Genomic DNA, 14,261 nt, shown 5'->3' with positions numbered 1-14,261 from the left:
ATAGCCACCTTTTAAAAATTGAGTACGAACAAAAATGAATTCAGACTACATCATTTTATCCATAACTATTTAGCGTTGATTAAGATAGTGATTATTAATTTAAGATATTTATATCCTAAATTAATACACATCTCGTTGATATCTTTGGTTTTTAATGAGTTCTGTTAAATAATCTTCCGCTTGTGCTTGAGTAAAGTCACCATGTTGCACTAATACATTTACAAGTGATTGGTGCACCCCTTTAGCCATTTCATCTTTGTCACCACAAAGATAAACGGTTGCACCGTTTCTTAACCATTTATAGAAATCTGCGCCATTCTCTTCAATACGGTGTTGGACATAGATTTTGTTTTCTGTATCTCGTGAAAAAGCTAAGTCTAATTTGCTAATAATACCTTTTTCAAGCCATGACTCTAAATCACTACGATACAAGAAATCGGCGTCATAATTTTGATTTCCAAATATTAACCATTGATTTCCTCTAAGTTGTAAATGTTCTCTTTCTTGAAGGAATGCTCTGTAAGGCGCGATACCTGTCCCAGCACCGATCATAATGACTGGCGTATGGTTGTTATATGGGAAATTGAAATTAGGGTTCTTTTTAAGATAAACAGGGATTTTATCGCCTGTTTGTGTGCGGTCGGCAAGTTGTACAGAGCAAACACCTTGGCGTTCACGATGATGTGCCTCATACTTCACAACACGTACCGTAATGTGCACGGTGTGAGGGTTAACTTGATTACTACTTGCAATAGAGTACTCTCTAGGCGGTAGTTTTCTTAATAAATCCTTTAACATATCAGGTGTAAGTGATACAGGGGTAAAGTCTTTGATTAAGTCGATGAAATCTCTACCATAAATATAGTTTTGAACCCATTCTTTTTTCTGCACATTTGCGTTTAACATAGGATTTCCAAATAATGCTGCGGCATTATTTAATATGGAAGGTGTTAACTTAGATATTTCAAATTCATTTGTAAGTGCATTTTGTAATGAAACAGTTTGGTCACTATTATCTATAGTGATAGAAGTCGTACTATCCCAGCCTAATGTATCGATTAATTCTTCTACAAGCACAGGATTGTTTTTAGGGACAATGACTAAACTATCTCCTGGTTCGTAGGATTCACCATAGCCATCTAAAGATAGCTCGAGATGTCTGACTTCACGTGTTGCAGTTGGTTCAGTCAACACGCTATTTTCGACTACTTCAGCGAAAAAAGGGTGTGTTTTTGAATAGGGTGCTTGTGGTTCTTCTACAATAACATCCTCATCGATGGGTTCCTCATTTTGATTTCCAGAAGATATTTGAGTCAAAAGTTCAAGCATATCAATAATCCATTGCTCAGAAGTTTCTTCAAAATCAAAGTCACATTCGACACGATCAGCTAATCGATTGCCGCCTAAATCACCTAAAATTTTATCAAAATCTTTCCCGGCTTGGCAGAAATCAGGATAGTCTTGATCGCCTAATGCAAGGACTGAAAAATTTAAATGGCTTAAGTCAGGCGCTTCATCACTGTGTAGAAAATCATAAAAATCTAAAGCGTTGATTGGGGGCTCGCCCACGCCATGTGTTGAAGTGATAATAAACACATGATTCACTTTGGTTAAATCTTCTTGAGGAAAATCGTCCATCTCCCAAGTATGCACTGTGATGTCATGTTCTTTTAATTTCGTTTCGAATTCATCTGCTATTTCTTCAGCATTTCCTGTTTCTGTACCGAATAAAATATTTACTTCTAATGGTTCATCTGTAGAAGTGGCAGTAGTATCTGTTTGGGGCGCTTCTGAAGTAGCTGTTTCAGTTGATGCTGTTGATTCAGTTGGCTCAGTCTTTTCACTTAAATGCTCTGAGGGCTCAGCATGATCATCAGTATATTGATTTAGGTCACCTTCACCTGTAGAAGTATTAAGTAAATAGCCGCTTAACCAAGACTGTTGATCTGATGACAGTGTTGGCATGAGTTGTTTTATAAGTTCCAATTGATTTTCATCAAAAGGGGAATTTGTTCTATTTAATTCCAAAAAGGTCACCTCGTATTGTATTAATAATTTATAGCAAAGCGTGAATCATTACACGCTATTCGTATAATAGAATTTAAATGAAGTATAACATTGTTTTATAATTTTTAAATGATAGAGATTATCATCTATAAAAAAATCCAACTTATGGCCTATGAATTTATTCAAAAAATTGAGGCGGGATAGAAATCAAATATTTCATTTGATATCGTACTCCCGCCTCAGTTAGGTTGGCGATATGATTGAAAACTTTGGCACTTATATATAGTAAAGCGTTACTTAATGTACGCTTTACTATTTTTAAATAAACGCATATCGACTTTATCGTTTTTAGAATTTATCTATTATATAGAAAGGAAATATAAGAAGGGCTCAATTTCTTATATATTTTATAATGGCTAGGTTTTATAATGATTTATACTTTAGAGACAGAATGGACAGTTCCATTCGATGGTTATGGTTTAATAGCAAAAGCACGTACTGGGAACCCGGGTGATTTGTTTGGTTTTGGGCTAATGGCATAAATAATAGCACCACGTGTAGGTAATTGGTCTAAATTCGTTAGTAATTCAAGTTGAAAGGTGTCTTGTCCCAATACGTAACGCTCGCCTATAATGTCTCCGTTTTTTGCAACATCAATTGAAGCGTCTGTATCAAACGTTTCGTGTCCTATTGATTTCACTTGTCTATCTTCTAGTAAATATTGCAAAGCGTCTAAGCCCCAACCGGGTAGGTGGAGATTGCCCTTTGTATCTTTATTTTCAAAACGTTCAATATCTGGCCACCGCTTAGACCAATCACTTCGGAAAGCGACAAATGTGCCTGGTTCTATGGATCCATGTTTGGCTTCCCATTGTTTAATAAGATCCCGCGTTAAAATAAAATCAGCATCTGCTGCTACTTCTTGTGAAAAATCTAGAACAACAAGTGGTAATACGAGTTCTTTTAAGTCAATTTCATGCAGATAACGTGTTTTTTCGACAAAATGTATCGGTGCATCAATATGTGTACCATACTGGGTTACAATATTCCAATTTTGTACATAGAAACCATCATCGGCAATATTAAAAAGTGTGGAGACTTTTGCGCGTTCAAATTCACTGAAACACGGAATAGTTTCATCAAACGTGTGGGTCAAGTCGATCCACGATGACGTTTTTAATTGTTCTAATTGATCCCATAACGGATAATACATTGATATCACCTTCATCATTAATTATTAAACTGTTGCTGGATTTGTTGATTTACGTAATTTATCTACTGAATTTACAAGTACAGTTAAGGCTTCTTTAACTTCATCTTCTTTACGCGTTTTTAAACCGCAGTCTGGGTTTACCCAGAATAAAGAACGGTCAATTTCTTGTAAAGCACGGTTGATGGCTTCTGTAATTTCAGCTTCGGTAGGAATACGTGGACTATGAATATCATATACCCCTAATCCAATACCTAAATCGTAAGTAATATCTTCGAAGTCTTTAATTAAATCACCATGGCTACGAGATGTTTCAATTGAAATGACATCTGCATCTAAATCATAGATAGCATGGATAATTTGACCAAATTGAGAATAGCACATATGTGTATGAATTTGCGTTTCATCGGCAACAGAAGATGTAGCTAGTTTGAATGAGCGTACGGCTTTATTAAGGTAGTCTTCATGATATTCTGAACGTAACGGTAAACCTTCTCTTAATGCAGGTTCATCCACTTGAATAATTTGAATACCAGCTTTTTCTAGTGCCAAGACTTCTTCGTTAATGGCTAATGCAATTTGATCTTGAACTTCTTCACGTGGTAAATCTACGCGTTCAAATGACCAATTTAAGATTGTTACTGGTCCAGTAAGCATACCTTTTACTGGTTTATTCGTTAAACTTTGTGCATAAAGTGTTTCTTTAACAGTTAAAGGTTCTGACCACTTTACATCACCATAGATGATGGGTGGCTTCACTGCACGAGATCCGTAAGATTGCACCCAACCAAACTTAGTTACTAAGAAACCTTGTAATTTTTCTCCGAAGAATTCTACCATGTCATTTCGCTCAAATTCACCATGTACTAAGACATCTAATCCGATATCTTCTTGTATTTTAATCCAACGGGCAATTTCATTTTTTAGGAAAGATTTATAATCTTCATCTGTAATACGGCTATTCTTCCAATCAGCACGGAACTTTCTTACTTCTTGCGATTGTGGGAACGAACCAATCGTCGTTGTAGGCAAGTCAGGCAAGTTAAGACGTGCGTCTTGCGCTTGTTTACGTATTTTAAATGGCGATTGTCTCGTAGTGCGTGCACGGTCAAAATCATATTCAAGGTTTTTGAAAGATTGATTTTGGAAACGCTCATAACGTGTTTGAAGCACATCAAATTTTTGACTGTCATTGTCATTAAATAGTCGTCTTAAAGCATCTAATTCGTCTAATTTTTCAGTAGCAAAGCTTAAACCCTCAGCGATTGACTCATCTAATGTTTCATCGTCTAATGAGACTGGTACATGCAATAATGAAGATGAAGGTTGAATAACAAGATTATTTGTATGATTTTGTAATGTTTCAATTAGTGATTTTTTAGCTTCAATGTCTGCAGCCCACACGTTACGACCATCAATGATACCAGCATAGAGTGTTTTGTCTTTGTCTAAGTCACCAGCTTTGATTTGTGCTAAATTATAGCCGTTATCGTGTACAAAATCTAAACCTAACCCTTTTACAGGTAAACTATTTAGGAATTTTAAGTTTACACGTTCAAAATAAGTTTGAATGGCAAGGTAATGACTTAATCCTTCTTCTGCAAAATAGTTATAAGCAGTACGCGTAACATCTTCGTATGCTGCGCTATCATCTTCGACAAGTACAGGTTCATCAATTTGAATATATTCAGCACCAGCATCTACTAAAGATTGTAGTACTTCTTTATATAAAGGCAATAATGTATTTACTTTTTCTTCAAATGATTGAGCGCCGCCTTTAGAGAGTTTTACAAATGTGATTGGGCCTACAATAACTGGGTGCGCATTTACATTGATAGACTGTGCATAGTTGAATCGATCTAATAATACGTTGTGGTTAAGTTTTGGTTCTGCATTATCCCATTCAGGTACAATATAATGGTAGTTTGTGTTGAACCATTTAATTAACGCACTTGCAACATGTTCTTTATTACCTCTGGCAATATCGAATAATAAATCATTATTTACTTCTCTACCTTGGAAACGTTCAGGAATAATATTAAATAGTAGTGAAGTATCAAGAATATGATCATAAAGTGCAAAGTCTCCGACAGGTACACTCGTTAAATTATAGTTCTTTTGCAATAATAAATTCTCTTTATGCAAGTCTGTTAATTGTTGGTTGAGTGTGTCAGTATCTATTTTATTAGCCCAGTAACTTTCAATCGTTTTTTTCCATTCTCTTTTTCTACCTAATCTTGGGAAACCTAAATTTGATGTTTGAATTGTCATAATATTGCCTCCTGTTTACTTGAAGTAATTGATTGTGAATATGACGCAAGTTCTAAAGAGTAATCTACTTTCTGGAACGGTGTAATTAAATACAAGCCATTAAAATATTTATGAACGGTGTCTATGAGTTCTTTCGAAAGCTTTAGGCTTAATGCTTTCGTTTTTTCTTTGTCATCCTTAACAGCTTCAAATTGTTCTAAAATTGCTTCTGATAGCTTAATGCCAGGTACTTCGTTATGTAAAAATAATGCGTTATTATAACTAGTGACTGGCATAATACCAATAAAGAATGGCACATCTAAATGTTTGGTTGCTTCATATATTTCTTTGATTTTTTCAGTGCTGTAGACCGGTTGTGTAATAAAGTAGTGCGTACCGCTTTCTATCTTTTTCTCAGCACGCTTTACTGAACCTTCTAACTTTCGAACATTTGGATCAAAAGCACCTGCGATGTTGAAGTTTGTCTTTGTCTTCAGCGCATCACCATCTGTGTTAATACCTTTATTAAAGCGCAATGCAATTTCTGTTAAACCTTTGGAGTTCACATCATAAACGTTTGTTGCGCCAGGTAAGTGACCTATTTTTGATGGGTCTCCAGTAATTGTTAAAATTTCATTGATATTAAGTAGTGATAGTCCTAATAAATGTGACTGTAAACCAATGAGATTACGATCACGACACGTAATATGAACTAATGGCTCAATAGTATATTGTTGCTTGATAATACTTGCAGCTGCAACGTTACTAATGCGTACAGTGGCTAATGAATTGTCTGCTAATGTCACTGCATCAATATGTGCATCATCAAGTTTTTTGATATTTCTGAAAAATAATTCTGTATCTAAGTGCTTAGGTGTGTCTAATTCGACGATAATGGTCGGACGTTGTTTGACTTTGGTTGTTAAGTTTTGCTGTTTGGTCTGGGTACGTGAGCAACTGTTATATTTTTTAATAGGTATGACGTTTTTATGAGTGACTGGTTCTAAGTTGGCTATTGAAGACTTGATAAATTGAATATGTTCAGGTGTTGTACCGCAACAGCCCCCGATAATTCGAACACCTTCATTAATCAATTGTTTGGCGACTTTACCAAAGTATTCAGCGTTATCACTATATTTGAATTGGCTATTTTCAATATCTAATAAACTTGCATTTGGGTAGCAAGACAGATAGGCATGCTCGGGCAATTCAATATGTGAAAATGATTGCTGCATGTGGTGTGGGCCGTGATGGCAATTCAGCCCTACGATATCTGCGCCGCTATTTACAACTTGTTGTAACGCCGTATTGATTTCTGTGCCATCTCTTAAATAGTTTGTGTTTAAAGCTGTTAACTGTGCGACAATAGGTATATTATGTTTTTGCTTTGTAGCCTTGATGATATTGGTGAGTTCTTCTAAATCGTAATATGTTTCGAATAGTAAACCGTCGATGCCTTCTTCGACTAGTGTATCTACTTGTATTTCAGTGTGGTATTGAATGGCCTCTAAACTTAAAGGTTCTTGTTTTACACCTCTAAACCCGCCAACAGTACCTAATATAAATGTTTCATTGTTAGCTGCTTTTTTAGCAATCTGTACTGCGGCTTTGTGTATGTCTTTCACTTTATGTTCTAAACCAAATAATTTTAATTTTTCAAAATTTGCGCCATACGTATTGGTTTGGATAATATCTGCTCCAGATTCAATATAGGACCGGTGTATGCGTTCTATTTTTTCAGGATGGGTTAGGTTATATGCTTCTGGACACGTATCTAAACCATCTGAATACAGAATCGTTCCCATAGCACCATCAGCGACTAAAATATTCTGTTTCAGTTTGTTGATTAGTTGACTCATTGAAGGCCTCCTTCAGTGCATAGTTCAAGTCTGCTATTAACTCATCTGCATTTTCTAAACCTACACTTAATCTAAATAATCCAAACGTAATATGACGTGCTTCACGAACTTCTTTTGGTACAGCAGCATGAGACATTGTAGCCGGGTGAGACAGAATTGTTTCAACTCCGCCTAAGCTGACAGAAACGAGTGGTAACGTGAGTGCATCTACAAATGCTTGTGCTTTTGTTTCGTCTTTCAACCTTAAGCCTAAAACGGCACCGCCATGACTTGCTTGAGATAGGTGTAATGCATCATTCCCAGGGTAATAAACTTCTGCAATTTCTTCACGTTGTGATAAGAATGTATAAAGTTTTTGCGCATTTTCAACAGATTGGTTAAAACGCACAGATAACGTTTTTAAATGTTGAGATAAAGTCCAGCTATCATGTGCAGATAACGCGGTCCCTGTGCCATTTTGTAATAAATAAAGTGCATCAGCTACTTCTTTATTACTAGTTATAGCAGCACCTGCAATGATATCGCTATGGCCACCTAAGAATTTGGTAGCACTATGAACGACAATATCTGCACCTAATGCTAAAGGCGATTGGCCAAGGGGTGTCATAAATGTATTATCTACAGCAAGCAATAGTTTATACTGTTCAGCAATTTGTGCGACACCTTTAATATCCGTGATTTTAAATAATGGATTGGATGGCGTTTCAATATATACGAGTTTTGTATTTGATTGAATGGCTTGTTCGATTTCTTGTAAGTGTGTTGTATCTACTGTAGTAAATTGAATGTTGAAACGTGTTAATATTTGTTCAGTTAACCGGAAAGTACCGCCATAGACATCGTCTGGAAGGATAACATGATCACCAGAATTTAATGTGAGTAATACAGCTGAAATAGCAGCGATACCAGATGCATAAGCAAATGCATAATCGCCACCTTCAAGTGCAGCTAACTTTTCTTCTAATAGCGCACGATTAGGGTTACCACTGCGCGCATAATCATATTTAGCGTCGCCACCTAAAACTTTTTGATGAAAAGTTGAAGATGCATATAAAGGAGGATTAGCTGAATCATAATCAACACCTCTATTAGCATCGAATATCACTTCTGTTTCTTTTGATAAACTCATGAAATCACTCCTTCTTTAGCTTTTTCTAAAGCTTGAATAATATCTTTTTCAATATCTTCGTAATTTTCAACACCGATAGATAGTCTAAGTAAATATTCGTCAATACCACGTTTATCCTTTTCCTCATCAGGCATATCGACATGTGTTTGCGTATATGGGAAGGTAATGAATGTTTCAGTGCCGCCTAAACTTTCTGCAAAAATACAAACTTGTAAGCTTTCTAAAAATTTATCCGCTTTATAATTTTTATCTAACCGTAAGCTCAACATGCCTGTGCGCCCACAATATAAGACTTGATCAATACCTTTTAAGTTACAACATCGTTCTGCTAGCAATTTGGCATTGTATTCTGAACGGTCCATTCTTAAATGTAATGTCTTTAGCCCACGCTGTAATAAATAACTGTCAAAAGGTGATAAAGTTGCACCGATCATATTGTGGAATTCACCTAATTGTTCAGCTAAATGAGGGTCTTTAACTGTAACTACACCAGCAAGTACATCATTATGCCCACCTATATACTTTGTAGCCGAATGTAGTACGATATCCGCACCATCTTCAAGCGGTGTTGATAGATAAGGTGTTAAAAATGTATTGTCTATAATCGTTAATAAATGATGTTCTTTACTTAATACATAATAAGGGTCAACGTCTACTTCTAACATTTGTGGGTTTGAAATTGTTTCAATGAATAATGCTTTAGTATGATCTGTAATGCTTTCCTTTACTGCTTCATAGTTTAAAAAATCTACGTATTTGAAGTGAACACCATATTGTTTTTCATAAAAATCAAATAGTCTAAACGTGCCTCCGTATAAATCAAATGATACTAAGATTTCGTCACCTGCTTTAAATAAATTACATATTAATTGTATAGCTGCCATACCACTTGCAGTAGCAAATGAAGCAGTGCCACGTTCTAACTTAGCAAAGGCTTCTTCAAATGCTGAGCGTGTTGGGTTTTTAGTTCTTGTATAATCAAAGCCTGTTGATTCCCCTAAATGCGGATGCTGATAAGCAGTTGATAAATAAATTGGGTTTGCAATTGCGCCCGTTGAATCATGTGTAAGTGCTATTTGTGATAGTTCAGTATTTTTCATAATACAAATAACCTCCTTTAAAAATAAAAAAAGCTTTCGTCCTTTAAACCCGAATAAATCGGATGTAAAGGACGAAAGCTTAGCTCGCGGTACCACCTTTGTTTATTACTTTATCACTAAAGTAATCTTATCCAGTACGCCAAATTGTCTTACACACATGTACTGAATTGTGCTATCGTAATATGTTTAAATAAAAAACTCACTTTAGCTAAATGTAAAATGAGTATTAACAACATATCCGACGCGTGGCATAATCCAGTACGCCATTTAACAAAATGTTAATACTGTATCGCTGTAACGGGCGAACCCGTTGATACCTCATATTGGCATCAACACTCAAAGGCCATTTTCAAACTTTCTTTCTGTGTCTCCTTTCAGCAAGCGAAGACTCTCTGTGTCAGCAGTGTAAATTCTACTTTCCTTATTACTGTGTGTTGCTATTTCGAATTTGTTACATTTTAGGTTACACACTTAAATGACTTTTGTCAACAATTTATCTGAAAATTTAGATTTAATCAATAATTCCGAATTATGTTTTTCATTGTGACAGTAATGATATACTAGGATTAAATAAAAAGGTTATATTTGTCAGGAAAGTAGGTGTACACGATGAGAGATTCAATAGATGAACGTCTTAAATTAGATCAAAATGCTCAAGTCAATGAAATTGAAATTCAAAAAATCAAAGCAAACCCTTATCAACCCAGAAAAACATTCGATCAAGCACGCTTGAAGGATTTAGCTGAATCAATTCAACTGCATGGTATTTTGCAACCTATCGTGTTAAGAAAAACCATAGCGGGTTACAACATTGTAGTAGGGGAACGTCGGTATAGAGCTTCAAAGATAGCTGGGTTGACTCATATACCAGCAATAATTAAAGAATTAACTGATGAAGATATGATGGAACTCGCCGTGATTGAGAATCTCCAACGTGAAGATTTAAACGCTATAGAAGAAGCCGAAAGTTACAAAAAGTTAATGGAGGATTTAAAACTTACACAGCAAGACATTGCAACGCGTTTGAGCAAATCTAGACCATACATAGCTAATATGTTACGTTTACTCCAATTACCTAAAGAAGTCACTGGGATGGTGAAAGACGGCAAGCTTTCAGGGGCTCATGGTCGCACCTTACTAGCGATAAAAGATAAGCAAAAAATAAAAAAAATAGCTCATCAAGCCTCCCGGGAGGCTTGGAGCGTACGTTCACTCGAGCAATATGTGAACACATGTAATGATGGTAAGATAAAGCAAAGCACTTCATCACAACCTGCTTCAAAGCCTAAGTTTATTCAACAACAAGAGCGCCAATTAAAAGAACAATATGGTGCAAATGTTATGATATCTACAAAGCATAAAAAGGGACAGATAACATTTGAGTTTAAATCTGAAGCAGAATTTAAAAGATTAATCCATCAACTTAATGAAAAATATAAAGAAGAATAAGACAGAAACCATGATCCGCAATAAGCGTTATGATATCGCTAAGGCAAAGATGACTAGGAGTGAAAAAAGCTTGTTTTGCTTATAAGCGTATTTTCATTCCAGTCACCTACTACCTATATAAACCTCAAAGCAGAGATATTGATCGCTTTGTCTCTTGATTATTGAATGAGAAGGAAGGCTTATTTCTTGTAAACAACTTGCCCATTACAGATTGTCATTTCGATAAGCGAATTATTTAATGTTGTATGCGTATCTAATGGATTTTGATTTAATACAACAAAATCGGCAACTTTTCCAGCTTTAATCGTGCCTTCACTTTGTTCTGTATGGTTTAATTTAGCAGCGTCTGCTGTCATTTTTTTAAAAGCTTCATCACGTGTTAAACGTTGGTGTTCTCCTAGAGTGTCGCCATCTTTAGTTTTTCTATCTACAGCAATTTGAATAGACTCTAAAGGAGATATTGGTGTCACAGGGGCATCTGTATGAAGCGTAAAAGTCATACCGCTATCTTCTGCCCATTTCACAGGGTTTAAATTTTGTGCCTTATCATTACCTAAAAATACATCTCGATGTAAGTCTCCAAAATAATAAACATGATTAATAAAGAATGATCCGCCAATATGGTGTTTTACCATTTCTTGTATGTCTGATTTTGAAATAGTTTGTAAATGTTCGATTCTGTTACATAATGGATTAGTTTTAAATTCTGCTGTTTTTTTATACGCTTCAATAACCGCTGAAGCTGCGGCATCACCATTAGCGTGTGTAACAATATTATAACCTAACTGCTGGAAGTGTTTGAACTTTTCAATCATATGGTGTTGTTTCAATAAAGGTTTTGGTGGTTCAGTGCCATCTAAGTAGGCTCCTCTAATAGAAGCAGTTTGTAATTGTATTGAACCATCATTGAAAAATTTCACGCCGCCAAGATGACTCATATGATTACTATAGGTTTGAAAATCGCGTTCAATCGTATCAGCGTGAACGTCTTGAAACTTAGGGTGATGTTCTAGTAATTGATGGGTTATCATCCAACGTGTGCGTATGCGTTGTGGTTGTTTTAAAAAAGTTAATACGCCCTCATAGTCTGTTTCGCCTTTGTTACCAATTAATAAATCAGAAGTGTTCGTGATACCACTTTTAACATAATCATCAACGGCTAAGTTCATTCGTTGCGCAATATCTTCAGGTGTGGGTTCTGGCAGAACTGACATTAATTTTTCTGTAGCAGGCATTTCGATTAATACACCGTTAACTTTACCTTCATTATCACGCTCATAATAACCGCCTTCAGGATTGTCATCTGTAAAACCAATACCCATGAGTTCAAGGGCTTTTGTATTTGCAGTTGCCATATGTCCTGAATAATGCATAACAGCAATTGCGGTATCCGTAGATATTTGATCTAAATCATAGCGGTTTGGATGTCGTTGTTCAGCTAGATCTTTCTCGTTGTAACCATAACCAATCAACCAACCGTCATGAGTTAAATGCTCTTTTTGTGTTTTAAAAGTAGCAATGATATCATCCATATTTTTAATATTAGAATCAGCACAATTGACCATTAATTTGGTCATTCCATAAGCGGTTGGATGACTATGCGTATCGATAAATCCAGGTATAATATATTGGCCATTTAAATCAATTGCATCTGGGTTTTTAACCTTTTCGTCTTGAGTAATAATATCTGTGATGATGCCGTTATTGATTATAAGTGTGCCTAAATAAGGTGTGTTTGTGTCCATATCTAAAATCATAGCGTTAATTATTTTTGAGATTTGCATATTTAATTCCTCCTAGAAGACGATTCATTTTCAATCAGTATTTTAGTCTTCTAAAAATTAATTATCAATCATAATCACTCCTAATAAAAATTATATTTATAATTTAAGTGATATAACCTTATAAATAGAAGCGCTAATAAGTTAAATATTATGTTATTTAATAATAAAAATAAAAGTTACAAATTAATGAATATTGAATGTGAAGTTTCTGTGAAATCAACATAAAATTCATTGTAAGAGAGCTCACTTAGTACAATAATGTGGATGACGAAATAATTAGGAGGGGTTTTATGTTAACTCAAGAAGAGGTACAAATAATTAGAGAAACTGTACCATTATTAAAAGATAAAGGGCAGACGATTACATCAACTTTCTATAAAAGATTATTCGAACAACACCCTGAATTAAAAAATGTATTCAATCAAACGAACCAAAAAAGAGGGCTACAATCTTCTGCTTTAGCAATGGCAGTGTTAGCAGCAGCTGAAAATATTGAAGATTTATCACCTATCGTCCCTGCAATCATGCCAGTTGTATACAAACATTGCGCATTGCAAGTAAAAGCAGAACACTATCCAATTGTAGGAGAAAATTTAATATGGGCCATCCAACAAGAAACTGGTTTAAATGAAGATGATCCAATTATTCAAACTTGGGTTAAAGCGTACGGAGCAATTGCAGATGCGTTTATCGGTTTAGAAAAAGATGTATACAGTAAAATGGCTTGGGATGGTTTTAAACCATTCACTGTAACAAATATTACTGAAGAAACTGACATGATTAAATCTTTCACAGTAACATCAGATGAAATTGACTTAAGTCAGTTTATACCAGGTCAATATATTACAGTTGATATATCTAGTGAAAAATTACCGTACAGAGCTAAAAGACATTACTCTATTGTTGATGGAGATAAAGATTTCTTAACATTCGGTGTACGTAGAGACGTTACAGAAGAGCATGAAGGCGAAGTATCCACAGTGTTACATGATGAAGTTAACGTAGGGGATACATTGCTGCTATCTGCGCCTGTAGGTGGATTTGGTTTAGCAAATAAAGCTAATAAACAATTATTCTTAGGCTCTGGCGTTGGTGTTACACCACTCGTTTCAATGTATCAAGAAGCGGTTGATGCTGATTTAACTGCAACATTCCTTCAATCAACATCTAATGCTCAGAATGTAGCTTTTGAAGAAAAATTAGAAGACATTACGGCTAAATTTTCAATAGCACAATTTGATAAACACTTCCGCGACCAAGACGGCTTTATAGATGCAGAACAATTAAAACAATATCTTGATGGCGAAACGGAAGTTTACGTATGTGGTGGTAACTCGTTCCTAAAAGCAATGATTACGGAATTACAAAAATTAGAAGTGCCAATGGATAACATTCATTTCGAAACATTTATTCCAAGACTAAGCTTCTCAGTATAATTTACAAACACCCGAGCATTTGCAAAATATTGATTTT

9 protein-coding genes and 1 other annotated feature are annotated in these 14,261 nt (G+C 35.3%); of the genes, 2 read left to right on the top strand and 7 right to left on the bottom strand.

Annotated features, from left to right (window positions below; all coding sequences use genetic code 11):
* Window positions 1-120: 120 nt before the first annotated feature.
* The 6 genes from KA900_RS10130 to KA900_RS10105 form a co-directional block, all read right to left on the bottom strand.
* Window positions 121-2,037 carry a diflavin oxidoreductase gene (locus KA900_RS10130; RefSeq protein ID WP_411756569.1) on the bottom strand — a complete coding sequence of 639 codons (1,917 nt, stop codon included), beginning with the start codon at window positions 2,035-2,037 and terminating at the stop codon, window positions 121-123.
* Window positions 2,038-2,479: 442 nt separating this feature from the next.
* Complete coding sequence (locus KA900_RS10125; RefSeq protein WP_096811144.1) at window positions 2,480-3,220, bottom strand: cyclase family protein; 741 nt, start codon at window positions 3,218-3,220, stop codon at window positions 2,480-2,482.
* 24 nt (window positions 3,221-3,244) lie between these two features.
* Entirely contained in the window at window positions 3,245-5,491 is a 2,247-nt protein-coding gene (gene metE, locus KA900_RS10120) for a 5-methyltetrahydropteroyltriglutamate--homocysteine S-methyltransferase (RefSeq protein WP_096811143.1), read from the bottom strand.
* A complete protein-coding gene (locus KA900_RS10115) occupies window positions 5,485-7,326 on the bottom strand; it encodes a bifunctional homocysteine S-methyltransferase/methylenetetrahydrofolate reductase (RefSeq protein ID WP_096811142.1) in 1,842 nt (613 codons plus the stop codon). The genes metE and KA900_RS10115 overlap by 7 nt, the downstream gene beginning before the upstream one ends.
* Entirely contained in the window at window positions 7,280-8,455 is a 1,176-nt protein-coding gene (metC, locus tag KA900_RS10110) for a cystathionine beta-lyase MetC (RefSeq protein WP_096811141.1), read from the bottom strand. The genes KA900_RS10115 and metC overlap by 47 nt, the downstream gene beginning before the upstream one ends.
* The gene (locus KA900_RS10105) at window positions 8,452-9,555 is read right to left on the bottom strand and encodes a PLP-dependent transferase (RefSeq protein WP_096811140.1); all 1,104 of its coding nucleotides are present in this window, start codon (window positions 9,553-9,555) and stop codon (window positions 8,452-8,454) included. Before KA900_RS10105 ends, metC begins: the two co-directional genes overlap by 4 nt.
* Before the next feature lie 64 nt (window positions 9,556-9,619).
* Window positions 9,620-9,992 (bottom strand) — a binding site (T-box leader).
* A gap of 172 nt (window positions 9,993-10,164) precedes the next feature.
* On the opposite strand from KA900_RS10105, the gene KA900_RS10100 reads away from it, so the two are divergent.
* Window positions 10,165-11,004, top strand: coding sequence for a ParB/RepB/Spo0J family partition protein (locus KA900_RS10100; protein ID WP_096811139.1), 840 nt, complete (start codon window positions 10,165-10,167; stop codon window positions 11,002-11,004).
* A gap of 179 nt (window positions 11,005-11,183) precedes the next feature.
* On the opposite strand, the gene KA900_RS10095 is transcribed toward KA900_RS10100, so the two are convergent.
* Window positions 11,184-12,788 carry an amidohydrolase gene (locus KA900_RS10095; protein ID WP_210139545.1) on the bottom strand — a complete coding sequence of 535 codons (1,605 nt, stop codon included), beginning with the start codon at window positions 12,786-12,788 and terminating at the stop codon, window positions 11,184-11,186.
* A gap of 290 nt (window positions 12,789-13,078) precedes the next feature.
* Between KA900_RS10095 and KA900_RS10090 the strand changes: the two genes are divergently transcribed.
* Window positions 13,079-14,224, top strand: coding sequence for a globin domain-containing protein (locus KA900_RS10090; protein WP_210139543.1), 1,146 nt, complete (start codon window positions 13,079-13,081; stop codon window positions 14,222-14,224).
* The last annotated feature ends 37 nt before the right edge of the window (window positions 14,225-14,261 follow it).

Origin of the sequence: Staphylococcus sp. GDY8P120P, from assembly GCF_017892065.1 — a bacterium.
Classification (GTDB): domain Bacteria; phylum Bacillota; class Bacilli; order Staphylococcales; family Staphylococcaceae; genus Staphylococcus; species Staphylococcus nepalensis.
This window is presented reverse-complemented; position numbering and strand designations above follow the sequence as displayed.

What these genes read in the sequence shown, in the direction of transcription:
- KA900_RS10125 (WP_096811144.1), bottom strand. Translation starts at nt 3,220, where the DNA reads ATGTATTATCCGTTATGGGATCAATTAGAACAATTAAAAACGTCATCG.
- KA900_RS10115 (WP_096811142.1), bottom strand. Translation starts at nt 7,326, where the DNA reads ATGAGTCAACTAATCAACAAACTGAAACAGAATATTTTAGTCGCTGAT.
- metC (WP_096811141.1), bottom strand. Translation starts at nt 8,455, where the DNA reads ATGAGTTTATCAAAAGAAACAGAAGTGATATTCGATGCTAATAGAGGT.
- KA900_RS10105 (WP_096811140.1), bottom strand. Translation starts at nt 9,555, where the DNA reads ATGAAAAATACTGAACTATCACAAATAGCACTTACACATGATTCAACG.
- KA900_RS10100 (WP_096811139.1), top strand. Translation starts at nt 10,165, where the DNA reads ATGAGAGATTCAATAGATGAACGTCTTAAATTAGATCAAAATGCTCAA.
- KA900_RS10095 (WP_210139545.1), bottom strand. Translation starts at nt 12,788, where the DNA reads ATGCAAATCTCAAAAATAATTAACGCTATGATTTTAGATATGGACACA.
- KA900_RS10090 (WP_210139543.1), top strand. Translation starts at nt 13,079, where the DNA reads ATGTTAACTCAAGAAGAGGTACAAATAATTAGAGAAACTGTACCATTA.